The 23,509-nt window shown below is 49.8% G+C and carries 20 protein-coding genes and 1 tRNA gene; 10 read left to right on the forward strand and 11 right to left on the reverse strand.

The genetic code is table 11. From position 1 onward, the window contains the following. Positions 1 to 194: 194 nt before the first annotated feature. From ACR0FB_RS05010 to ACR0FB_RS05025, 4 genes are all read left to right on the forward strand, one after another. Positions 195 to 1,535 carry a nucleoside 2-deoxyribosyltransferase gene (locus ACR0FB_RS05010; protein WP_480620317.1) on the forward strand — a complete coding sequence of 447 codons (1,341 nt, stop codon included), beginning with the start codon at positions 195 to 197 and terminating at the stop codon, positions 1,533 to 1,535. Then, entirely contained in the window at positions 1,532 to 2,152 is a 621-nt protein-coding gene (locus ACR0FB_RS05015) for a 7-cyano-7-deazaguanine synthase (protein WP_480620319.1), read from the forward strand. The genes ACR0FB_RS05010 and ACR0FB_RS05015 overlap by 4 nt, the downstream gene beginning before the upstream one ends. Further along, positions 2,152 to 2,814 (forward strand): HhH-GDP family DNA glycosylase, encoded by a 663-nt coding sequence (locus ACR0FB_RS05020; RefSeq protein WP_480620321.1) that lies wholly within the window; start codon positions 2,152 to 2,154, stop codon positions 2,812 to 2,814. The genes ACR0FB_RS05015 and ACR0FB_RS05020 overlap by 1 nt, the downstream gene beginning before the upstream one ends. Positions 2,815 to 2,956: 142 nt before the next feature. Beyond that, a complete protein-coding gene (locus ACR0FB_RS05025) occupies positions 2,957 to 4,312 on the forward strand; it encodes an anti-phage deoxyguanosine triphosphatase (protein WP_480620323.1) in 1,356 nt (451 codons plus the stop codon). 398 nt (positions 4,313 to 4,710) lie between these two features. On the opposite strand, the gene ACR0FB_RS05030 is transcribed toward ACR0FB_RS05025, so the two are convergent. The 4 genes from ACR0FB_RS05030 to ACR0FB_RS05045 are packed head-to-tail and all read right to left on the reverse strand — an operon-like array spanning position 4,711 to position 10,490. Continuing rightward, positions 4,711 to 6,600, reverse strand: a complete 1,890-nt coding sequence (locus tag ACR0FB_RS05030; protein WP_480620325.1) for a TniQ family protein — start codon at positions 6,598 to 6,600, stop codon at positions 4,711 to 4,713. Then, positions 6,554 to 7,555 (reverse strand): TniB family NTP-binding protein, encoded by a 1,002-nt coding sequence (locus ACR0FB_RS05035; protein ID WP_480620327.1) that lies wholly within the window; start codon positions 7,553 to 7,555, stop codon positions 6,554 to 6,556. The genes ACR0FB_RS05030 and ACR0FB_RS05035 overlap by 47 nt, the downstream gene beginning before the upstream one ends. After that, positions 7,552 to 9,813, reverse strand: a complete 2,262-nt coding sequence (locus ACR0FB_RS05040) for a DDE-type integrase/transposase/recombinase (protein WP_480620329.1) — start codon at positions 9,811 to 9,813, stop codon at positions 7,552 to 7,554. The genes ACR0FB_RS05035 and ACR0FB_RS05040 overlap by 4 nt, the downstream gene beginning before the upstream one ends. A gap of 5 nt (positions 9,814 to 9,818) precedes the next feature. Further along, a complete protein-coding gene (locus tag ACR0FB_RS05045) occupies positions 9,819 to 10,490 on the reverse strand; it encodes a hypothetical protein (RefSeq protein ID WP_480491553.1) in 672 nt (223 codons plus the stop codon). 1,154 nt (positions 10,491 to 11,644) lie between these two features. Here ACR0FB_RS05045 and ACR0FB_RS05050 point away from each other — a divergent pair. Beyond that, positions 11,645 to 12,367, forward strand: coding sequence for a hypothetical protein (locus ACR0FB_RS05050; RefSeq protein WP_480620331.1), 723 nt, complete (start codon positions 11,645 to 11,647; stop codon positions 12,365 to 12,367). Positions 12,368 to 12,793: 426 nt separating this feature from the next. On the opposite strand, the gene ACR0FB_RS05055 is transcribed toward ACR0FB_RS05050, so the two are convergent. Together ACR0FB_RS05055 and ACR0FB_RS05060 are read right to left on the reverse strand one after the other, a co-directional pair. After that, positions 12,794 to 13,543 carry an IS5 family transposase gene (locus tag ACR0FB_RS05055; protein ID WP_480620333.1) on the reverse strand — a complete coding sequence of 250 codons (750 nt, stop codon included), beginning with the start codon at positions 13,541 to 13,543 and terminating at the stop codon, positions 12,794 to 12,796. Positions 13,544 to 13,703: 160 nt separating this feature from the next. Beyond that, positions 13,704 to 14,600, reverse strand: coding sequence for a hypothetical protein (locus ACR0FB_RS05060; RefSeq protein WP_480620335.1), 897 nt, complete (start codon positions 14,598 to 14,600; stop codon positions 13,704 to 13,706). Positions 14,601 to 14,711: 111 nt separating this feature from the next. Here ACR0FB_RS05060 and ACR0FB_RS05065 point away from each other — a divergent pair, with 111 nt between their 5' ends. Then, positions 14,712 to 15,185, forward strand: a complete 474-nt coding sequence (locus tag ACR0FB_RS05065; protein WP_480620336.1) for a hypothetical protein — start codon at positions 14,712 to 14,714, stop codon at positions 15,183 to 15,185. A gap of 1 nt (position 15,186) precedes the next feature. After that, positions 15,187 to 16,377: a hypothetical protein gene (locus ACR0FB_RS05070; protein ID WP_480620338.1), complete on the forward strand. Its 1,191-nt coding sequence runs from the start codon at positions 15,187 to 15,189 to the stop codon at positions 16,375 to 16,377. Between the two features lie 282 nt (positions 16,378 to 16,659). Here ACR0FB_RS05070 and ACR0FB_RS05075 read toward each other — a convergent pair whose 3' ends face one another. The 5 genes from ACR0FB_RS05075 to ACR0FB_RS05095 all read right to left on the reverse strand — a co-directional run bounded on the left by ACR0FB_RS05075 (position 16,660) and on the right by ACR0FB_RS05095 (position 18,718). Continuing rightward, positions 16,660 to 16,884 (reverse strand): hypothetical protein, encoded by a 225-nt coding sequence (locus ACR0FB_RS05075; protein ID WP_480620340.1) that lies wholly within the window; start codon positions 16,882 to 16,884, stop codon positions 16,660 to 16,662. Next, positions 16,877 to 17,653: a hypothetical protein gene (locus ACR0FB_RS05080; RefSeq protein ID WP_480620342.1), complete on the reverse strand. Its 777-nt coding sequence runs from the start codon at positions 17,651 to 17,653 to the stop codon at positions 16,877 to 16,879. Before ACR0FB_RS05080 ends, ACR0FB_RS05075 begins: the two co-directional genes overlap by 8 nt. A gap of 1 nt (position 17,654) precedes the next feature. After that, on the reverse strand, positions 17,655 to 17,804 hold the full coding sequence (locus tag ACR0FB_RS05085) for a hypothetical protein (RefSeq protein WP_480620344.1): 150 nt from the start codon (positions 17,802 to 17,804) through the stop codon (positions 17,655 to 17,657). A gap of 40 nt (positions 17,805 to 17,844) precedes the next feature. Further along, positions 17,845 to 18,435, reverse strand: a complete 591-nt coding sequence (locus ACR0FB_RS05090; protein WP_480620346.1) for a hypothetical protein — start codon at positions 18,433 to 18,435, stop codon at positions 17,845 to 17,847. A 189-nt stretch (positions 18,436 to 18,624) separates the two neighbouring features. Then, a tRNA-OTHER gene (locus tag ACR0FB_RS05095) sits at positions 18,625 to 18,718 on the reverse strand. 353 nt (positions 18,719 to 19,071) lie between these two features. Here ACR0FB_RS05095 and zorA point away from each other — a divergent pair. The 3 genes from zorA to ACR0FB_RS05110 are packed head-to-tail and all read left to right on the forward strand — an operon-like array spanning position 19,072 to position 23,507. Then, the gene (gene zorA, locus ACR0FB_RS05100) at positions 19,072 to 21,030 is read left to right on the forward strand and encodes an anti-phage ZorAB system protein ZorA (protein WP_480620348.1); all 1,959 of its coding nucleotides are present in this window, start codon (positions 19,072 to 19,074) and stop codon (positions 21,028 to 21,030) included. 3 nt (positions 21,031 to 21,033) lie between these two features. Then, a complete protein-coding gene (locus ACR0FB_RS05105) occupies positions 21,034 to 22,179 on the forward strand; it encodes an OmpA family protein (RefSeq protein ID WP_480620350.1) in 1,146 nt (381 codons plus the stop codon). Next, positions 22,176 to 23,507: an EH signature domain-containing protein gene (locus ACR0FB_RS05110; protein WP_480620352.1), complete on the forward strand. Its 1,332-nt coding sequence runs from the start codon at positions 22,176 to 22,178 to the stop codon at positions 23,505 to 23,507. The genes ACR0FB_RS05105 and ACR0FB_RS05110 overlap by 4 nt, the downstream gene beginning before the upstream one ends. Positions 23,508 to 23,509: the final 2 nt, after the last annotated feature.

Raw genomic sequence — 23,509 nt, forward strand, 5'->3', positions numbered from 1 at the left:
GCCACCGGGAACCGAGCTAACGATTACCGTTGCACAACGGATCGTGGCGTTGGACACAAACGGGGTAGTTGTTGGGGCATTACCGACTCGATTTAACTATCTTGCCGCATGCTTGAACGAAGGCTTCAACTACGTTGGCATAGTTCAAAGCTCATCCACTTTCCCCAACCCTCAAACGACCGTAGATTTTACAATTGTCTAACATCACTGACCCAAACCCGATTTTGGTCGTAGGCGAAGTTTATGTTGACTTCGTTCAGTTAGGAAAAGGTCTTGCACCCAAGATGCGCCTTGGGGGTATCATTCACGCTGCTCGAGGTCTGTGGGCTTGCGGCTTTCCATTTGCAGTCGCCGGTATTTGCCCAAGTTATCTTATCCAAGAAGCGACAGATTACCTTCATGCGCACGGTTGCACTGAGTTTATCTGGCTTGGTGAAATCTCCAGCTCTCCCAATGTTGTTTTTATTTCCGATGTCACAGAAGTTGGCGACCAAGGATATGAAGAACTCCTGCGTGAGCGAAAATCTGTTTCTATGAGGGAAGTTGGAAACCAATTAGAAAAATTTGAACAGATAGTAGTTTTCCCAGGCAAGTTCTCACTATCCACATTGAGTGAACTCCTAAGATCCAATGCGAACGTCACTGTGGATATTGCCTACGGAGTCGAGTCTTTTCTTGAGCTGGAGTGCTTCAAGGATCGCATTCAGACTATAGTGATTTCGACCTCTTCCGACCTTTTTGATGCGTTGGGTGGCAAGTGCTTAGACCCACTGGAAGAAGCAGCAAGATCGGCAAATGCATCCTACCTTCTGTTGAAGGAAAACCGAGGGGGAAGCAGGCTCATCAATCTAATCGAGGGTGGTGTAGAAGAGATTCACGCTACACTTGGAGAAACAGTGAACTCGGTTGGTGTCGGTGATGTATACGCTGCTGTGATGGCCGCATTGGCACCCATTGATGTTAACGAAGCAACCTGGCGCGGTGCACAGGCTGCTACACGTTACGCTCAAACGACATACCCAGACGATCTGCGTCGAGACGTTCAAAGAGATTTGAAACTGCCAATGGAGTTGGTGCGATCGCTGGGTGGAGTATCATTGCCCTGGCACGAAAGAACAGCATTCAACATTTATCTTGCTGCACCCGATTTTTCTTACATCGACAAGCATGAATTGGATGAAGCCGTGTCCGCTCTGGAATATCATAATTTCAACGTGCGACGCCCTGTTCAAGAAAACGGTGAAGTGGCTCGCCCAGCCGACATCCATACGCTGCGTGAGGCCTACAGTAAGGACTTAGCCCTCCTTGAAAAGTGTGACCTTGTCTTTGCGGTACCGTTGGAGAAGGACCCAGGCACTTTGGTCGAAATCGGCTATGCCCTGAAATCCAGAACGCCAGTGATCACCTACGACCCACGATGTGAAAACAAGAACACCATGGTTATGGCGGGTAGTGAAGTTTTTTCGGATTCATTGGGGGAGTGCCTTAACGGCTTGTTCTCTTGTCTATCGAAGTTGCGGAGCACCAGGAAATGACACGAACACTGCTGTTAGCATCCGGTGGTCTGGATTCAACCACTGTTGCATACCGGCTTGTATCAGAAGGAAAAACTGTAGTTCCTGTGTTCTTTGACTACGGTCAGCACTGCGTAGAAACCGAATGGAATCGACTGAATGAAGTCATGCCTCAAGGGGTAATGCCTCCTGAACGAAACAAAATTTCTGACCTATTCAGGGGCTCCACTTCTCGATTGATCGACGAACCCAACTTGTGGTCAGATGAAGTTCAAGACGACGATCTTTATGTGCCCTATAGAACCATGTTGTTTTTTTCCGCTGCTGCAGCCAGAGCTCAAACCTTGGGCATCCGTGAAGTTTACACGGGTTTCATAAATAGCAACCACGCTAAGGAAATTGATTGCACCGCCGAGTTTCTGAACAAACTTGATGGCCTAACTGAAGCGGTCGGACCCGTCCGCTTTTTTTCACCCTATAGATTTGCTTCCAAGGCAGATGTAGCTCGTGACGCTAAAAAACTGGGTGTTCCGATAGGTCGAACATTCTCTTGTCAAGCCTCGAGCAAACTACCCTGCGGGGCTTGCCCAAATTGCGTAGAACGTTTAGCAGCACTCCGGCAAACGGGGCTACTTTGATGACGCGTTCACGTGAACATGATCCCATTGCAGTGCTAACGGCTGCGAGGAAGGTTGCTGACTTTGCCAGCAACCAAGGCTTAACGGAAGCGCGCCTGACGAAGCGCATGGTTTGCAACCATATGGGGGCAGTATTAGCGGACACTGCTCTTCAGGCGGGACTACGCTACTCTACGGTTGTTCGGCCCAGAGTAACAAACATTCTGAACCAGCATCCGCAAGCCGATACAATTTCCGCGCTTATCGGGATTATTAACGATGGTGAAACAGGTGCCTTCCTTCAGTGGAACCATCACCAAAAAATCGCTCGCTTCGAACGGATCGTTGCCTTTCTGTATGACGAAGACGTTCAGGACGTCGAAGACCTCAAGCAAAAATACAAGACCGGCGAGTTTGGAGCGGCCTTTCAAAAGGTGAATGGCGTAGGTCCAAAAACGGTTGACTACTTGGCATGCCTTATTGGCATCGAGTCGATTGCGGTAGACCGTCACATCCGCACATTCGCTAAGCGCGTCGGCGTTGATGCTGATGACTATGGCTTCTTGAAGCACGTGTTTTGTTATGCTGCCGACTTATTGTCTGTTTCTCGGCGCGAGTTTGATGGGTGGGTTTGGCAGGTTGAATCCCTGAAAGGGTCTCGCCAGCTATCTTTTGCGATTTGAACATTATCCTGCGACACAAAACGTGTCTCAAGAAGCCTCGAAGCAGCGCTACTAATCTTCCACCACCCGAGCGCGCGGCAATCTCGGCGATAGGCAAGTTGTTTCGCCATAAAATCAATTACTACAAGGATGAGCAGTTAGCATGACTTGGTTAGATCGAAGAGAGCCGTGGGATGCTCAACAAGAGGATGCGCGAGATGAGGGCGACATTGATTATGCCCGGGTAATTCACTCTGCATCATTTCGTAGGTTGCAAGGGAAGACACAGATTCTGAACCTGGGAGACAGTGACTTTTACCGAACCAGATTGACCCATTCTCTGGAAGTCGCACAAATCGGCTCAGGTCTGGTCAAACAATTGGCTAAGTCGTTTCCTAAACATGACGCTGCAAAGTACCTACCTGACCGAAGCACTATTCAAGCGATAGGATGCTCCCATGATTTGGGGCATCCCCCTTTCGGTCATGGCGGTGAAATCGCACTGAACTACTGCATGCGTAATGCTGACAGAGAAAAGGTTGGGGGGTTCGAGGGAAACGGCCAAACTCTCCGGATCCTATCTCGCCTTGAGAACTTCTCCGCAGATGCAGGCGCAAACCTGTCAAGGCGTACGCTTCTCGGAATACTGAAGTATCCCGTCAGCTTCTCAGAAGCCGAAAACACCAAGCTTCAACCAAGGCTGCAAGAATCTCCTTCGACGCTCAAGATAATTGATGACAGGGCTTCCACGCCCCCTAAGTGTTACCTGAACACCGAGAATGATGTAGTAGCTTGGATCCTCAAGCCGCTTTCTGGCTCAGACCGTGACCATTTTCAGTCAATCGAGAAAGAAGATGGCAAGCATAATGCTTCAATGCATAAGTCCCTGGATTGTAGCATCATGGACGTCGCGGACGACATTGCTTATGGAGTGCACGATTTTGAAGATGCCGTTGCACTGAAATTGGTCTCTGCAAAGCAGTTTCAGGAATTTATCCCGGAAGATAAGTGTTCATCCTTCCTCAACGCACTGAAAGAAAAGTATCCAGGGGAAAGCGAGAACGATGTCTATGGCCGGATGCTTGATGGCCTATTCGGCGCCACCAACACCCGAAAACGCTATATAAGTCGCTTGGTTCACCACTTCATCACGGCAATCGAATATGATGAGTACAGCCAATTTGACGAGCCACTCCTTAAATTCCGTGCAAAGTTGGCCTCACCCCAAGCCCAATTTTTGAAAGCTCTAAAAAAACTGGTCTTTTCTGAGGTTATTAAAAACCCAAGCGTCCAGCATTTGGAGTTCAAGGGACAAAGCATGGTCGTTTCCGTTTTTGAAGCCCTTCAATCCGACCCAAAGCGCTTGCTACCGACAGACACGTTCAAAAAGTATGAAGCAGAAGGCGATGGCCTGAGGGTGATATGTGACTTTGTAGCAGGCATGACCGACGCCTATTTGTTGAAAACTTATGAGCGATTGTTCGCTCCTCGGCTTGGATCGGTGTTTGATAAACTCTGAAGCAACGCTTCAACTATCTGAGTTTAGCTGAGCCTTGCGAGGCTACGAAGACTTGATGTGAAGCCACTCAACTCATCACGACACATCCCAGAAAATAGAGAGCCACCGCCCCTTTGAGGGCGGTGGCAAACTTTTAGTGGTCAAAATTGCTGTTTAAGCTGGTCAAATTGCAAACTGATGCGAGCTTTCACACCACATCAAATGTTCCGTTGGGCATAAATAACCCATAATCGGCAGCCCCCAAAAACTAAAGCATTGTTTTTTATATACATTAAGCATCACCCTTGATTAATCCGCGGCCACTTCGCCCATCTTGACAACTCATTGTCGCCCACAAAAAAATTGGGCAACAAAAAAGCCGCCCCAAAGGGCGGCTGCTACTTCAGCTTTTTGTTCCTCTAGAATTCTGAGGTTCTGTAGAGCTCCACTCCCGCCGCTTTGGGATCCCAAACTGGCAAGATCCCTCGAGATTTTAACTTCCTTCGGGCTTCCGGAACTGTTGTTGCCATTCTCGTCGCAACGTCGGTAATCTTTTGGTAGTCCAACTTGAAACGGTCCACGCTAGCAGCGTTAACAAGATCACGCATCTGCCCCATGTGTCTAGTTTGTCCGCAAATAGTGAGAACCGGTTCCATTCCGTCTAGTGGCGTTCGAAGAAGGAAGTCTACTGAGGTGGCAGAAAGGCCAAGCTTTCGCGCGACATCCGAAATCGATTTCCCGGGAGAACCAGTTCGGCAACCGAGTTTTTCACCCACTTCTGCCACGTCAACAAGTACAGATTGGTAACGCAGTTCTTCGTCGAGAAGCTCAACTCCAGTTAGTTGCCTTTGGAGCAACAGTTCGACAATCTTGACAGCGGGCACTTTCAAGGCTTCAGCCGCATTGGCAATTCCCAACACACCCTCTGAAGGTTCAGAAATGGGCTGTCCGAAACTTCGCAAGCGGTTCACAAAACTGTCCAGGTCGTTGGCGTCAACTCCCTGAGCAATGCTCCTTCGGCCATCTCTACAGCCCGCGATTGGTTTAAGCAAGCCGGCTTCGATGAGCTGCGCCACTTGGGGCCGTCTGCAGCCTAGATATTTTGGAACTTCAGAAATCGGAACCGAACGCCGCATCCTCCTGAGAAGGTCTTCAGAACGTGCAACGTCAATGGCGCCGAAATCCCGTTTTGCGTCATAGTCCGCAGGCAGCAGATCGGCGACCATCAGCGCATTTTGAACAGTTCTGGGATGCACACCAAACTTCTGGCTCAGTGACACTACAGAATGACGCCGCCGCTGCACGACGGGTTCTCCAAACAGAATCGTTCCCGCACCAATTGGCATGGTTTCCAGAATATGTTCACGGAAAACCTCCCGAAATGGCCCAATCGGTTTTCGGTTTTTTTTGAACTGAATCCACTTATAAAGAACACCGAACACACCTTGCGGCCCGGCTTGGATCTTGGAGCATGGCGTCTTCTTCTGCACCGCTTCAAGCCCTTCTCGAATGCCTTCAGAGCCACATCGAGTAAACTCGTACCCAACCGCCCCGGCCAAGTCCCAATCCGCTTGCGATAGATTTGGAAGATTTGCATTTGGACCAAATGCGATACACGCACCGAGCATTTCAGATGCACGTGAGGCTAGATCAATCAGCTGCCCGTCTAGCCACTCTGGCCCAGGGCGCCCTTCAAGTCTGGCTTCAAGGTAAGATTGCAGTTCAGAGATGCGCCTCTGTTTCCCAATTTCGGCCAGCTTTGCCAATCGCGCTTCGTCTGGCATATGGGCAGCCAAGTCCAGGAAGAGATTGCCTCGGCCTCTCCCAGGCTCTCTGACCAAAGGAACGGAATGAACGGGACAAGTTCTCACAGGTGAAAAAGCCCAATTGATCTTCCCAACCGGCATTCTCAACGATTGAGGGCAGTCCGAGATGTCGTTCAAGATGCATTGCGGGCAATAACTTACTCGATTGCCCGCAACGAATTCTGAATGAAACTCTTCATCTCGATGTTTGTAGTAGCGAAAGGCAAGTTGTTTGTATCCGCCCTGCGTAAGTCGCTTCACAGGAATGCCGGTCAGCTGATGCATCTGCTCAACCGCGTTGTCTCGGGTCCTGGCGAGGTCCTGAAGTGGAATACGCACAAAAGAAGAAAACTCTTTCGCAGACATATCACATTGAACACGGGCGAACCGGCTGACCCATGAAACAAAGCTCTCACCTGGCAAAATGGGCATCATTGGCAAAATTGTACTCAATGAATCAACCCCGTCCAACTTGCTGATGTTGCCGCCGGGTTCGTTCTGCATCAAACTCTTCGGCGTCGCTATCAATCTCCAGCGCTGCCCAATCATTGATCTCGAACACGTTTTGATCCCAAGAGCAGCCTTCTTGGATGCTCCAAGCTTCCGCAAAATGAGATCGCTTCAAACAGTAGTTCTCTTCGTAGAGGGCTTGTTCGATGGCCGCGAGGATAGTCTCGATTGCTCTTCCGAACAGACCCCGGCTGCCATGGATAAGTCGCCTCAGTGTATCCGGTTCGATGTCGGGCCGGATACCGGCCATCTGACAGTATGTATCAATCAAACCTTGAAGGTTTTGTTCGTGGTGACCCACGACAAGCGGTCGAGACATGATTTTCCTGAACCGTCGGTCGACTTGCTGGTCGTAGCGCGCCACCTCAAGAAGCCGGTCAGTACCACTGAGAACCAGGACCACTGCTTGGTCTCCTTGCATCAACGATTTCAGCGTTTTGAGCATGTCGTCAATCTCACGTGCTGAGCGTGACAAGAAAACGTCTTGGGCTTCATCGATCCAAAGCACGACGATGCCCAACAACGACAAGCGATGCTTCACGACACGCCAGATGTCCCAAGCGGGGGCTCGATCTGAAACACCGGTCATTCCGAGTTCTCCGAGAATGGCGCGGCCCAAGCTCTTAAGTGTTGCTGGACTTGGCACCTGAATGCGGATGTACCGAGGCAAGTCCTGCCCCGTCGCCGCTTGCAACGCCGGGTGGCGACTCAGGACCCTGTGAACCGCGGTAGTTTTGCCATCTCCCGGCTTCGCAACAACCATAAGCCCCCTGGCCTCAAGCCCTCCTGCATGGAGTTCCGGAGCAGGCAACCTACCACCTTGCTGGTCGGGTTGAAGCAAACGGTCGAGTTCACGCGTAATTTGGTGGTGCCGATTGTTTGTGAAGTACTTGGCCCGCAACGACTGCATAACCGTCTGAGGATCGATAACTGGGTTGATCTGATTCATTTGTCATCCTCCTCGTCGCTCTCCCAAACATCTTTTTCAACGGGTGGATGACGGTCCTGATTACCCTCGTCCTCGGACAAGTAGTCGGGTTTTTTCGGAGCAACGGTAATGCCAAACTGCGTTGGCCCCTGTTCCAGCCGCGTCTCAGACGAGGAAACGGAAAATCCGACAAACAGTTCCTTTTCCAACGCCGCCATGCGCGTCTCAGAGTAGACCTGTGAAACCAGACCGAACTCGAGCGATTTTTTGAGATTCATTGCATCAATGGCTTCAAGCGCATTTGCAACGACATTCTGTTCCCACGCCCTTTTACGCGGTTCAGAACTCTTCATCTTACGTCGAGCTGCAACCCACTGTTGTGCATGAACACTGTCGAATTCATCGTAAACCGCTGGCACTTCATGCCAGTGTTCCCCAAGCTTCACAAAGATTGCACCAATATTCTCAGGCAACCAACTGACTTGCAAATCCTGCTTGCCACGATGCGCAAACCATTCCGCCAATTGCTCTGAGTGGTACTGTACACCCAAAACTGTGACACCTGATTTGCTCAGGGTCCGTTCAAGTTTCTTTCCAAAAATCAGCCGCCTCTTGCGCATATCAGGCGTTGCCTGAGCGGGGAAGTTGCCGTCCGCGATGTCTTTGTTCCACTGCTCGAGCGGTGTCCGGCCGTGCAGACCTTCATGAGGTGTATTATGGTAAACGTCCACAATCCAGCGCACCAGCGCAAAGCACAGATCTTCTGTGTTCAAGCAGGTGCGCTCCTCTGTCGGATGATCTCCGCGTTCAACCGAATTCGAAAACGTGCGACCATGAAGTCGGGCAGCAAGCCCCGTCGATGCAGTCTTAAAAAACCTTTCGACTGTTCCGCGCATACCGGGCATGCCGGCGATGGTTTTTTCAACGGTAATACCCAGATCCAGGCAAGTGCTGATGAACTCTTGCGATTTGAAGGCAGCTCCATTGTCCGTAACAAGGACTTCCGGCAAGCCAAACATGTCCCAAGCCGCTTCGGCGCCTACGGCATCCACCCATGCACCTTTGTCCTGTACCGCCATTTGCAAGCAATCGATTGCCGTGGCGGATTTAGGGTTCTTCGTCAGTTTCATCGCAAGAATGCAGCGACTGCGGCAATCAATCATGACAGACAACCACCAACGTGTGCTCTTTGCCCCTTTTTCGCCAAGCAAACCAAGGTCCTCGAGCTCTTTCTGATTGAACAGTTGGCCAAGACCTGTGCTGTTCACAAGGGTGCAAAGATCGACCCGCCATTCATCCATTTGAGCCTTTTGGACCAATCGAGAAGTCTCAATTCCCCGCCCTACCGGCTTGCAGCGTTTCATCGCCTCGTCGTACCCGTACCGGTGCAGCAAAACTTCGAACTCACTATAGCTCTTGATGCATCTGCGCACTGCATCGCGACTAGGCACGCGGAATGGGGTCAGACCCTCTTTTTCACGTTCCTCGTTGACCCTTTCAAACGCCCGCTGAACGTCTTCGGTAGTCTTCTTTTGAGTCGGTCGGTTGAGATTGAAGTAACTTTTTCGCGTTTCTGCATCGAGCAATTTTTTCTCTTCGGAGCTGAAGTAACTAAACCGATTTCCGCGGTTATGGACGCTATCGATAAGACCAAGCTTGCCGTTTCGACGATATGCAGTCACCCACTTCCTCAGGGTGGTCGCATGGACAGGCTCAACGCTCCCTACAATCCGTCCGCCGCCATGACGACGACGCCGCTTTCCAGACCGAATTTCTTCGTCGCGCATGCACTCTTCTGGGGTCGGCATCTCTTCCAAGGCAATTGTTGCGGCCAATTGACAAATTTCCGCCGTACACTCCTTGATCGACTTGTCATTTGGTGAGACACGCTCCTCGCTTTCCAGCTCCAGATAAGCGCTTACCAAGCTGTAGCGTTTCCAGAACCGCTCTTTCTGCTTTTCCGTCAAATCGAACAGCGAGATAGAGTTATTGAAGTTTGGTTTGCGATCCGCCTTGGGCAAGAAGTGGTTACGTTCATGCACAATTTCGCCAGAGGCGTTGCGACGGCTCAATTCTTCATAACCAAAAAACTCGGCAAGTCCTGATCCGGAAGTTGGATAAAGGACATAGCCGTCTGCAGTTTTTCCGGCCAACCGCATACGTTTGCCTGCAATAGTTACACGGTCATGCATCGAGATTTCGAAGCGGCTTTTTGTTGAAGCGCTTGCGGTATTCTTCGCTTCAGCCATTTTCTTGGTCAGATCATAGTGAACAGTCATGGGAATTATCCTTTCCTTTGGACAAGTGTTTGGGGGTCGATGATTTCGCGGGTAAGTGGCACAAGATGTTGAGCGGCAACCAAACGCACGAGCGCTCGCCAACCGTCGGCTCCAAGTCCAGTTTTGATTGTAAGGTCACGCAGTGAGGCTGCGCCCAGAAGGTCTTGAGCTACATTCCAAGCTACGTCGTCAGCACTCGGCATAGGCTGCCGCACGGCCCAGAAAAGCTCTGCATTCCTCTTTTCAATCTGATCTGCGCTGCGTTCCGTCAGGATACGTACTTCATCGCAAAAGCCAGACTGAACGGAGAACCACGCAACCTCTTGCATTTTTTCTACAAATACCGACTTCGTGGCCTGAAAGCTTGGCTTTACGGCGAAAGCAACTTTAGAGCCTCCACGGATGTGCGCGACGTAATCAAACACATGCTCTCGCACCTTTTCGCTGAAGCCATTCCAACGGAACCGCACTTGATCGAAGATGTCTTCAACCTCGAGCTGCGCGTGCATTACCAGCAGATTGACCAACTCAAGTTGAGACTCCGCCTGAACCCTTACACCCGGGTTTGAACCGATCACGGTGTAAGCAGTACAATGGCGTTTCGCGGCTTTCGCAATGGCACGGTCTGAACGAAAATCTGACGGGAGCCGGATTCCGTCAGGAAAGTTCTTCTTCATGTGAATACCTCACGTCTTATCGAGCCCACCGAACGCGTTCGGTAGAAAAACTCGTGATTTGAATTTTGGTGGGAAGCAGGCGGCCGAAACCGCCCGATCACACGGCTATTCGCGTGAGATTCAAGAAACGCGGAGCAAAAGAAGGAGTGATGTCGCGATGGCTATCGCAACACATCTTCAAGAACCCCAAAAGTTTTGTAGTAAACGCCATGACAAGCGCCTCATATCGACTTAGTGCCTACAGGAGCTCGCAGCAGAAGAAGGATATGTGAACCTATCGCTGAAGAGAGCTACCAACGGATCGGAAACTCAGAAAACCCGTATCTGATTGGGCGCGATATGATGGTAAGCATTTTGCATGGGCGTTCCTCGTACTCAAAACTCGGAGGTCTGCGCAAGCGAAAAGATGCGGGTACAGATGACGTGACTTTTACGCCGATAAAGTGTGACTAATTTGTCAGATCATTCGACCCCACTCTAAACAACTGGCTACCTCATTGATTAGCCGATTTGTGCTTTTCGACTTTTTCAACGAAAAGGCGCCTCCGAACTCAGCACTGCGTCACCGGCAGCAAATTTATCTACAACGAATGGCATATCTCTCAGCCTCGCTTTCATTTCGTGCACCCCCCAGGTAGGGATAGGTTTGACACGCCAATCAGCATATCAAACTCCCGCAGATCTCACAATAAGACACTGTTTTTAAACATTTATCCTTGGGAGCGCTTGCGTTGCAAAATGCGGCCCTGAATTAGGCTCTGCCTAATTCACTTCTTCCGAGTAAGGATAAATTGAAAGAGAGATAGTTGTTGTTGCGGCATGAGAGAGCGCTCAAGTGTAAGAATAGAATTCCTTCACTTTCGTCTGTTCAAATGGCCTCGACAGCCAATCCACCCGTGTCCTGAGTGAGGTGATTCGCCGCCTGTTGAAACTGGAGCCGGGGCTCTTTGGAACCCACGGCAGTCTCCGCTCAATGTGCTCCGACACTATCGCAGTCAATCAATCGGGACGGTTTCACGGCGGTTAGCCAAACGGTATCAACAGCATATGACATATGTAAGAGTGACGCAGGGCGCTCAGAGCGCGCAGTGCTTCTCTGTGAAAGTGGCGATAGAATTGGTGCGCCGAGGCGATGAGAGGCTGTGAGGGTCGCGGTGGTTACCGAAATTTATCGGACGCGGGTCCTGATTTTGCAGCGCCCACCTGCACTCCGTCACGCCCACAACAGGTTTTGCGTTCCATCCACGCTGTTATTATCAAATCATGACGACCATATTTTTAGGAGCGCAGCTTTGTCAGGAGACTTTTCCCACCACAGGTATGAGTACCAAACTATCAACAATCAAAGAATGAACCTCGTTAGAGTAATCCAAGTGTGGAACCAGCTCGCGCTAACTGGGTCTTTTGCTATCTTGCTGGGCTTCTTCAGCGCGGCCTTCGCCACAAAAGAGGCAACGCTGGCTTTGATTGGCTGGTTCTGCTTTGCGGTTTTGGTTTTCTATTCCGTAACTATTCAGAGGCGCTATGACCAAAGGATCATCGATCTATACCCTCGAATAATTGTTTTAGAGATAATGCTGGGTTTTCAATATTTTAGAAATTACCTGAAGAGCTTCCACCCATCAGACAGCCGTTTCTTCAATGATTTTGTTGTCGAGCTAGAAACTTATGCGAAAGAGGTTTGTATTGAGACCCATTCGGACAAAGTCTGGAAGCACGCTGTTGAGATCTATGGGTCCAAATACAAAGAGAAGTTCAACGTACGGAACCGCAGATCTGTCTCAATCATGCCATATAGCCTTGCATTCCTTTTGGTTGGAATGTGCGGAGTGATGAGTGCATTCATTTTCTGCAAAGTCTCGGGTCTCTGCGGTTAGTAGTTTGGTCTAAATCTGCAACGGAAACCTCCAACGCTACTGTCCCCATCCCAGAAACGCGCCGGTTACAGCGGGTTAACCAACCACCACATTTCCCCGGCCACTTCGACCATTCATCGCCATCCTTGAAGCTCACACCTCGGCGTAAAATGAAACCGGGAACCGGTTTCATCGCCACTCGCTATGCGTGAAGCTCAGCCGGTGCTATAGTTCGACGACGATAGCTCAGCAGATTTTTGATTATGTTCAAATACCTTGCATATACTTTTTTTGGTTTCACCGTAATGGCAGGCTCTGCTGTGATCTTTTACGACGGAGCCGGTGAATTGTTGGTTTCCGTAAAAGAAAACGTAGATACCGAGTATACCGTCCCAATTTATAACAAAGATTTTGCAGTGAGTTTCTTGGACGCTGTAGGGTCAGGACTCATAGCCAATAGATGACGGTGGCCGCCAGTGCGATGGCCGAGAGAAAGACCTTTGGGCACCTGTCGTATAGGGTTGCCACTCGCCGCCAATCTTTCAGCCTTCCGAACATGATCTCGATCCGATTGCGACGTTTGTAGCGACGCTTGTCGTACTTCACCGCTTTCTTCCGCTGCTTCCGGCCTGGGATGCACGCACGTATCCCTTTGTATTTCAACGCTTCCCGGAACCAATCAGCGTCATATCCGCGATCCCCAAACAGCCATTCGACATCTGGCAGGCTGGCCCGTGCGCCGATGTAATCGCTGACCTGCCCAGCGGTTACAAACAAGTTGAGTGGGCGTCCCTTGCTGTCGCAGATAGCGTGCAGCTTCGTGTTCATGCCGCCCTTGGTCCGACCGATCAGGCGTCCACGCCCCCCTTTTTTGACGCCCAAACTGGTCGCTGTGCGGTGCGCCTTCAGGTAGGTCCCATCTATCATAACGGTCTTATCTTCGCCGTGCTCAGCGGCCAATCCGGCCATCATCCGGGCAAAGATGCCCTTGTCGCTCCAACGTTTCCATCGGTTGTAGAGCGTCTTGTGCGGGCCGTATTCCTTCGGTGCATCGCGCCAGCGCAAACCATTGCGATTAATGAAGACTATCCCGCTCAACACCCGCAGGTCATCGACGCGGGGTTTGCCATGAGACTTTGGGAAGAAGGGCTCAAGACGCGCCATCTGGGCGTCGGTCAGCCAAAAAAAATCAGACATGTTCACCGCTCGTTTTTCGAACCGTGAATCACGCAACCCCGCAGAAATCAATGGGTCCTGACCCTAGAACAATTCCAGTGAATATTATTGTCAAGTAATACTGAGTACCGAGATTTTTCTAATCTCCAGCTTTTTCTCAACGCGAACAAGGTTACAACAGTCAGTTTTGTTGAGGCACTGGCTTTAAGTAAGCGCATAGTCTTGTCTCAATCCAGGCGCACAATTCCTGTTTGTTGTTCGCTGATGTTGGCGCACAAAAAACATCCGAATCTTTGCTGTGCCAAGCGTTACTTTCCATATGGCACAACCATTCTTCTCTGTTTTCTAGGTTAAGCTGTGGGTTTAATTGTAGCTGTCTTGAGACATCAATAACAGATGAACACAATTGTTCTTCCAAAATTGAACGTAGAAATTTTTCTTGATTAATAGGACAGTCTTTAGATCTGCAACTAAATATCGAAAAGTGAAGCTCTGGCGCTTTATGCTTGCTGTTGCGATGTCCGAAAAATGCGGAGAGCAATAGCTGCCTAAGTCTTAACGTTAGGCCGGTCGAGGGTGCAGGCCCCTTATTAATTGTTGTAATGTTTGTAGCAGTTGTAGGAGTTTTGTCGTACCTATCGCGCTCCAAACACCGTAGCGCAACAGATGAAATCTCTGGAGGTTTGGAAGTCAAAGTTTGGATTCCGTTTGACACCAAATATGTGTGCGACAGCACAAATAAGTATCCTTGAAAAATCAACTCACCATGTCCAGGAATCAACCAAGTTTCTCTATTTATTTTTTCCTTTTCGTCCAGGAATTTTTGGGCTTTTTTGACTATCTTTTTTAGCGCCCGTTGAAGGCAGTGCCGATCAGTCACCTTGCACGCGATCTGTTCGAAGGTTTTGCCGTAAACAAAATGCCTATGAGAAACAGTTTGGCATGGGAACTCTAGGTTTTCAGAGATGTGAACTAAGTCTTGGAAAGAAATGCGTGCATCGACGAAATAGCATTCTTCCACGAAGTTGCAGAGGCGGTTGACTAGCTCTTGTTGACGTCTGCCCATATCAGGTTCCATTGTGCTGGTCGTCTGCGTCGGTCTGCTTGTGATTTGCTCCAGGCTAGCGAGCACTAGTTGTTTTCACTATACTTGTGGTTATTCATATCACAATTTTTAGAGGATTTGTTGATGTCACGCTTGGTGGTCCCTCGTACCAATGCTTCGCTGATAGACGGTGATTGGAGGGAAGCCCCTCCAGATAAATACGTAGATCGATTGCTTAAATACATCCCGGTTGAGATTGTTGGTGTTTACATTGCTGCTGACAGTTTGATTAAGGGCAGGCTGGGTTTAAATTCTTTACCTGAGGGCGTTCCCGAAGTTGCCAGCGCGGACCCAGTGGCTATGTATTCGGCCATTTTTTTGGTTGTGCTGGGATTTATTTTCACGCCAATTTACCTCTACCGTTCGCGTATCGACGACCAGCCTTGGGTATTAAACGCTACTCTCGGCACAATAAGTTTTGTCCTTTGGGCTTATGCTACAGGCGGATCAGCTTTCATCCTGCTAGGAGTTCATGATTCTCTTGTTGCAGCTCTCTGTGCGCCAATTTTCAGTTTAGTCGCGGGAGCATTCGAACCTAAGGTCTCGGGGGGTAATTAAAATGGTCAACTATGTGCGCCTGCACGAGTATTTCACCGAACAAAAAGAACTTCATGAGATTACGAAAGAAGCTGGGTTGATCGAAATCGTTTCCGGATTCCTAATAAGTGTGCATCCACTTTGGATTGTATTTAAGGACGTAGAAGAAGGAATCATAAACGGTAGTAGTGACCAGGTTTTGTCTGATCTAATCGCTTCCCAACAGTTGAATGCATCTCTTAGTAGTATTGAGGCCAAAGTGTCAAGAAATTGGCCTGGTTGGTACAGAGATCGATCTTTGTGGGAAGCACCAAAAGGGTGGGAAGACTATCTAAACCTTATTGGGCAGCCCGATAAAAGAAGCCCACTTGTGATGACTATCGTCTTCCGTAGTCCTGCACCTCCGTTAATTGGCAGCGAGGATGAATCACAAGAGGAACAAGTAATTCAGCTTCTTAACTTAGCTCGGAGGCACAAAAACCACTTCGTACAGGTGGAAGAACGTCCTATGGCTAGCCTCTGTGGAGTCGTCGGGAAAAAGTTATTAGTTCAAAACCGAGGTAACGGAACATTGGGAGGATACGTTACGAATACCGGCGACGGCTCGAAGTTGGGTTTAACTTGTGCGCATGTTTGTGGGGCTGGTGATAATGTGTCAATCCGTAATAGCACGTTGGGGCTCACCTGCGTCGTTTCAGCGGATTTATTTGAACTCCCAAGTGGAGCTTCGAAGGATCCATTGCAGCACACGCAGCCCAACCCTTATCCAGGCAACGGCCCTGTTCTCAACATGATTGATTGCGCACTGATTCAGACGAATTCAGTTACTAGTGCTTCCCCGTTGTCTGGCGTCATTTCTGCATTGAGCACAGGAATGAGAGTTAGAGCCTATGGAGCCAAAACATCTTTGCAATACCGACTCGGATCACTAGCGATAAGCTACACTTTCCAAAGGAAAAATCGAACATATCTATTTAAAGATGCCATTGAGCTAATCCCTGAAGCAAAAGTGCCGGTCGGAGGCAAATTGAATACACTTATGTCATCGGCTCCAGTTGACGGAGATTCAGGCTCATGGGTGTTAACTGGATCAAACTCAGAATACTGGGCAGCTATGTTGTTTGGAACAGACGGCGCTCGAGGATTCGCCGTACGATCAAATTGGATTGTTGACTGGGCTTCCTCGCAGATCGGACACCACGTTTCGATCTGAAAGCAATCGACGAAATCAGGGCTGGGAATGGGGCTGTAAAGGAGGGTTTAGGACAGCCTTGTAGCTGGTTTAATGTTTGTGCACTTATGTTGCGAAAATCTTCAGACAATTTATCGATTGCAACCCTCGCCAACCGATCACCCTCAAAACCGCGATCTCAATCGGGTAATAACTTTCTTGGAAGGCGACGATCCTTAAGTCGCAGAATAGGTGGCCGACGATTGGTTTTGGGAGGCCAAGGTCTTGATAGACGCTACCAGTTCCGTCTGTGTTTTTTCTTTTTCAGTCATTTTGGTCACTTATTGTCTTTACTCCAGATGTCTGTCCATTCTGCTGTTCATCAGCTGAAGCAGCGCCCACGATGTACTCTTGCACCGTCGTTAAAAGTGCCGGCCATGCATCTGAACCCTCTTTCAGTCGTGCTTTCAGTTCATAAATCATGTCATCCAGAGGGATGGACTCCAACCGACGTCCAAAGGTCTCTTCATCGGAAAGCTCATCACTCATCGAAGGGATTCCAATCGCCTTGCTCCTGACAGTGCGCGCACAGGGCAGTTGCCTTGTTCTTCTTCCGTACGATATCCCCAACATGACCACATCTTGCACATGTGCGCTTGCTGTCCAGTACGAGACGTTTGAGCGGGAGATCCAGGCATTGATCGTACCGAAGGAAGTTGATCTGGATTGAACCGTCTGAGCCCGTCGTCACATCCGAGATCTGCACTTGAGTCGGTGTCTCACAGGTCTCTCGAACCAGATGCTCCGCCTCTGCGAGGAACCGGCCAAGCAAGACCAGCCTGCCCGGACCAATGCTTGGCCACAATGACGCCGTATCAGCGCTCACCAGGTCTGGAAAGCGATTTGCTACGTTGAGCTCAAGATCTGTTGGCCACCTCGCCTCAGCGCCTTCAAACCGACTTTGAAGGTAGTCGTTGTAGCACCAGCAACAAAGCGTCGTGAGATAGCCCTGGATGCTTTGGATTCCGGCAGAATTTCCGCACCGCTCACACGTCTTCTCAATCTCGTCGACACGCGTATCCAGCTCATCGAGGATATTTCGATTGCACTTTCGTGTGCAGACACGAAGGCCTCCCAATTTTTGCTTTATCTGCACGACCTCTGGCAGCTCACTCCCAAAGACATCAGCGCGTTGAGCAACATTACGCTTTACATCCTCAAGCACCAGCGCGAGCTGATCAGCCCAACCCACACGGTGTTCTCCAAGCGCGTTCAGAACGCTTGTATGAATGTCATTCCAGTCAACGACCGGTTTCAAATTACCCATCCTTCAGATGCGCCAATGCGTCAGCTTTGTTACTAACTGCACGCACGACCTCTTCGTCAGTGAGATCTTCCATACCTTCGAAATCCTTGGGTGAGATTGGGAACATGATGTTGCCTTCGCTATCGTGGACAGCAAACGTCATCTTCAGGAATCTAGGATCATCAGTTTTCGAGAAAACTGGTTCAATCGTTCTGGCCATCGTCATTCTCTTTCTTAGCGATGCGCTCATCCAACTCGCGAATGCTCACCCTGATCTGCGACAGCAATTTGTTGTCACTCTCCTCATGTACCTTGCGGGCTCTGATCTCATCTGCGGAAATCGGATCAGATAGATTTGCCCGGCCAAGTGCGATCCTTGCCTCTTGCAGTGCCAAAAGCGCCCTGGTCAGTGGATCAATCTCGACGTCAGCAGCGAGCGCGTCGAACTCCTCTGCGCCAATCGGATCAGACAGCGATGCTTGTGCGGCGAGAAACTTGGCCTTCTTCAACTTCAGGAACGCCGTCGTCACTTCATCAATCTCAACGCTAGGTTCTCGCGCACCTGTCTTCTTCATCCAGAGTGCTGCGGCCTTCTCGACAAGCGACCAGACCGTTTGCTTGCGCTTGTGCCGCAAGATCTCGCCACTAATGCCTCGCTCTTCAATGCCGAGTTTTTCGGCCCCTCGCTCGTTCATCTGGACCTCATAATCAGACACATCAGTAAGGTCGCTGGCGTTACCCAAATGAGCCCTCGCAACCTCGTTTTCGTTCACATAGACAACGATCTTGAGCATGTTTCAGCACTCTCTCTTTGGACAGTTCCGGCACCTGTTCCCGTCGAAAAAGAGTGTTTTTGTCAATGAAACTGGTTCTAAGTGGCTCCTGAATACTGAGACCAAACCCTTGTTGGTGAACGCCTTCGGAGGTCGTTCAAATTCTTCATTCGTTGTGTAGTGCTGTGACATGAGTAGCCTCCAAGGGGATGGTAGGAGGCGTCGGAATCGAACCGACTCGTGCACTCTAATCTGGAGCAATTACAAGGATATAAGCCTCGCCCGCATACCAATGCTGCCTCCCACGGATTTCGCGTGGGTTATCGACCTTAGGCCGATATTCGGTGGCAGTGGATGTGTGTGCATGTCATGGCACTAGGCTGAGGCCTTTATGTAACTCGGGTCAAGAAGGAAATCTCGCCTTACACCAAAAATTGACTAAATACCTGAAGTTATTTAATATTTTTTCAAACTTTTTTCTAAGCGCGGATTTATTTAGATGCAAATACCTGCCTCGCTCGTTCCGAGCTACGAGGGCGAAGTTGCTCAAACAATAGCGATAGTGACAGCAAGTCCACGCATTCAATAAACCACGTTGCATGCGCTCAATCAGTAGTCGATCTTACAGAAAAATCACCCTTTAGTTCTGAATGGTTCATGGAAACGCTAGCAATGCTCTCTGAAAACGGATCAATTTCTTCACAAATTGGAATGTATGCAACCAACATCATTTTCTCGGTTGCTGAACTTGTGAAAGACGAAGCCGCAGTTGGCCTAGTCACGGTTGGAATTGGGGGTGCCTTCTGTTTCTTTATGGTAATTTTTCTCCTGCAAAACCGATTGAAAGTCGCGGCAGTTAACCGAATCCATAAGGCAATAAGGATGGCTTCTACGCGACGTGAGTTTGCCGAACAGTTTGACAAAATTCACAGCAAAATTTCGACTGAGGCGCAGCCAAACAAACTCCGTGGGTATGACTACAACGTAAGTCGCGCATGGGATGAATATGGTGAAACACTGGTAATACCGGAGGAAGAAGATCGTGATAAACCAATTTTCAACACTGTTCGCCCAAACTTCTTTTTTAACAGTCACGACCTTGGATTTGAGCACGGCGTCTGGCGTCACCTACCTGGAATCTTTGTTTCGGTAGGGTTACTTTTAACATTTCTTGGGATTATCGCTGCGCTTGGTACTCTCGACAATATCAACCAAGATTCAATGTCCGAGTTCCTGGCCGCAGCGCGTGGCAAGTTCACAATGTCGCTGGCAGGTCTGCTGGCCTCTATTTTGTTTACCATTACCTACCGTATGCAGGCCGCTTCGTTGGATAGAAAAGTTGCGCAACTCTGCGATGACATCGAATACAGGGTTCGCTTTCAAACTCCGGAAAAAATCGCCGTCGATCAGTTAAAAGCTACGCAGGAACAGACTTCACAGCTGAAGGTTTTGGGCAATGACCTCGGTGCCCAGATTGGAGATACGGTTAGCCAAACACTGGCCAGAGACCTTAAGCCCGTTCTTGACACAGTAAGCAACAGCGCCGGAACAGAAGTCACCGGTATGGTCGGGCAAATTGGAGATGCTTTAAATGCAAAGCTGAACGACAGTTTGGACGAGATGTCTCGAACTCTTTCGACAATAAACAGAACGCTTATCGATGTCGCTGACCGCCTCGCCAACTCAGGAAACAGTATTGGCAACGAAATGTCGAAGGGCATTGAAAACTTGAATGCGGTCGTCGAGGGCGCACGGCGACAGCTGGAGGAGGATCAAGCGGTCGCACGCAAGGCTCGCGAACTGGAGCAAGAAGCTTCGCAAGACGCCATTGCAACGTTGCTTGAGTCAATTGATGCCGGCATGCGGGCAAACAACGATAAGATGACTGACGCTGCAAACTCGATCATCGATGCTACCGCTGGCCTTGCGAGCTCAATCAACGCCACAAGTGACCAAGTTTCTGAAAAAGCCACTACGGCGGTTGCTGAGATTGGCGCTGAAGTGAACCAGAAGGTTGCTAATGCCGGGTCCGATCTTACTCAGAAGCTGGCAGACGTATCCAGTGATTTTCTGAGTAGCCTTTCAGACTTCCAAAGCAATCTGAACACTTCACTTGTGGATCCCATCCGTACAATGGCATCGCGACTCGAGGTTTCGAACCAAGAGCTAGCCAAACATGCAAATGCAGTGAACCTGTCGACCAATGCCCAGGAGAGAGCCTCCGCCAGCCTGACAGACTCCACAAAATCTCTTGAGGGAGTTTCCCGACCAATTGCGGAAAGCGTAGAGCGCATTGAACGAACCAACAATGCCATTCGAACATCACTAGAAGGTAGCCTGCAAATGATGGAGGCTTCCCGCAGCACCGTGGATCAGACGATGGCGGCCATGCAAGCGTCCATAGCTAGGTTGAAAGAAGTCGTAGAAAACGCTGAGACAATCGACCAAAATCTCGGATCCGCACTCCAACTGCTCGAGAGCAGTCTTGCAGAGTCTCAAGATCAGGTCAGTAGATTTACACAGGAGGTCGCAACCCGCTTCGGGGATGGGATTCAATCCATTCAAACGGTTCTCGACGGAATAGCCGAATTCGAGCCAACTCAGCGCGGGGCATAATCCATGGCACTGACATCTCGCCAACTACGAAGAGAAGAAGAGGAGGAATCGGTCTTCATTACAATGACCGATCTGATGATCTCTATCCTCTTCATTGTCATGTTGGTTCTGGCATATTTTGCCACACTATTGATTGATGAAGCCCCTGATATTCGGGAGCTACAACAACAAGTGGAAACACTTCGAGTTGAGAACGAGGATCTGCGCGCTGAAATCGTTCAACTGAAAGCTGAACTGGAAACACGCATCGACCAAGGGGATCGCCTTCAAGCGCTGCGTGAAGATAATCGGCGCTTGCGTGAAGAATTGGCTCGCCTGGAACTCGAAAACAAAAGGCTTCAAACCGAGATTGACGCACTCCAGTTAGAAAATGATGCACTCAAAACTGAGAATACTGATCTAAAGGAAGTTATCGAGGATCTTCGGGATAGGATCAAAACGCTGGAAGCAGAGCTAAAGGAACTGCGTAACCAGCTTGAAACAGACCCCGTCGAGACGGCCCTCAAGGGCATCTCAGAAGACAGAAATATTCTTCTATCACGGATTGAAGACCGCCTGATCGCCGCCGGTATCAAAGTTATCGTGGATGAGGTGAGTGGTGTCGTACGATTTGGCGAAGACGCAATCGAGTTCCGATCTGGAAGCTCCACACCTGATCGCCGTACAACAGCAACGATGCGGAAGATTGCAGAGATCCTGACTGAAGAGTTAACCTGCTACACTTTGGGCGCGAACTCAGCCATCGCTGACAACTGCAACCCGAACAACTCCGTCATCGAGGCCGTGCAGATTGAAGGTCACACAGACAGCGATGGTGCGGATATCTACAACCTCAATCTCTCTACCAGACGCGCAACATCCACGTACGAAGTGTTCGTAAAGCATCGGCCTGAACTCACGGACTTCCTGAACGCCAATTACCTCTTAGATGACGTGCAAGGCGTTGATGTCGTCGGTCAAGAAGTCTTGTCTGTATCGGGTTACGGGGAAACGCGCCCGATCAATTTCGGAACAACCCAAGCGGATAAAGACGGAAACCGACGAATCGACATGCGCTTCATCATGACGACCCCCAAAAACGTTGAAGAGGTCGAGCGCCTGAAAGCTGCGATACAGGCGGCAATTGAAACCCAGGGTGTTCAGGAATGAAGCTGTCTGAACTTCTTATAGCACCCAAAAGTTCCTCAAAGATTGAGCTCAACGCCACGACCGTGCATCTGGACAGAGCGGTGAAAAGGGTCCAGCAGAAGTATGGTATGGGTCAGAATTCCAAAACCGAACAAGACCTCGAAGCAAGGCTAGCCGAGTTCCAGCAACGGATGGATCGCAATGATTGGTCACGTTTTCCATGGCATATGGCGTCGGACATCTTGCGGTCTTTCCTTACCTCAGAGGTACGTGATGATGTCAGGTGGGCAAATGTATCGGCCGTACTCCTTGACACACTGGAGAGCACCAGTCGCAAGAGCTACTGCCGAGCCGCGCTGGACGCCTATATCGAAACATCCCGGGAAGTGAGTCCAACCCTCGACAGACTCCGTTCAATCTTGGCCAACAAACCCGCCAAGGATATTCCGGTTCGCACCCACCTCGTGGAAGACCTACAACTTTTTCAACCAGCAGTAGCGCCTGGATTGATCGCCGAAGAGCTTTCGCAGAACAACAACCCCTACGAGCTCGCAAAGTCGTGGGGCATATGGTCTCCCCATGCTAATGGTCTGTTCGAAGATGTCTTTGCTAAGATGGTAAAAAGCACAGCCCAAGAAAGGCAAGCACTTAACAGAGTTCCGTTCGAGCGGGTGATGAATTGGCTGTGCCCAAACTCCACTACCACGGCTGAGGCGACAAGAGCTGCCGGAATTGATGCTCTGGTGCTCCCTTTCGCTGATCAGGACAACCCCGAACTGAGAGACGATGTGGAACGCTTTCTGGTGCGGAACTTTGGAGATCCACGGGTTTCACAGGCAAAATGGGCGGGGGTTTCCACAGAGACTCGAGAGATAATGAACCGCTGGATGACCAGCAAGTCCCTCAAGATGTTCTTTGACATTATTAGCAAGTTTGAGGGCAGCCACATGTGGGAGCCTAGGCGGAAATTTTGGGCTGCCATCGACCAACGAGAATGGATCAGTGATGCTTGGGTGGTTTTGAACGAAAATGGTGCGCGATACGCTCGCAGTCTCGCCCGTGAACATGAAGACAAATCATTCCTTTCACACGGAACCCTAAACTTTAACGAACGAGAGAAGTGTTTTTTTATTATGAAGGTAGGCGACCTCACCATAGTTGAAGGCACTCACAGTTTTAGGGTTCGAATATTCAACCGTGGCTCCTACAATGCCCCGCATTTGCATCGGAAGTCCTACAACAGAAACGAAATTCACGCGCGCCCCGAAGCTCAAGGCGTCGAATATACGCATGACGCATATCAAAACTGGATGCAGAAGGCTGAAGATTACATGCGGCGGAATAGGTAAGA

The sequence above is a fragment of the Ruegeria sp. P10 genome, assembly GCF_056534925.1.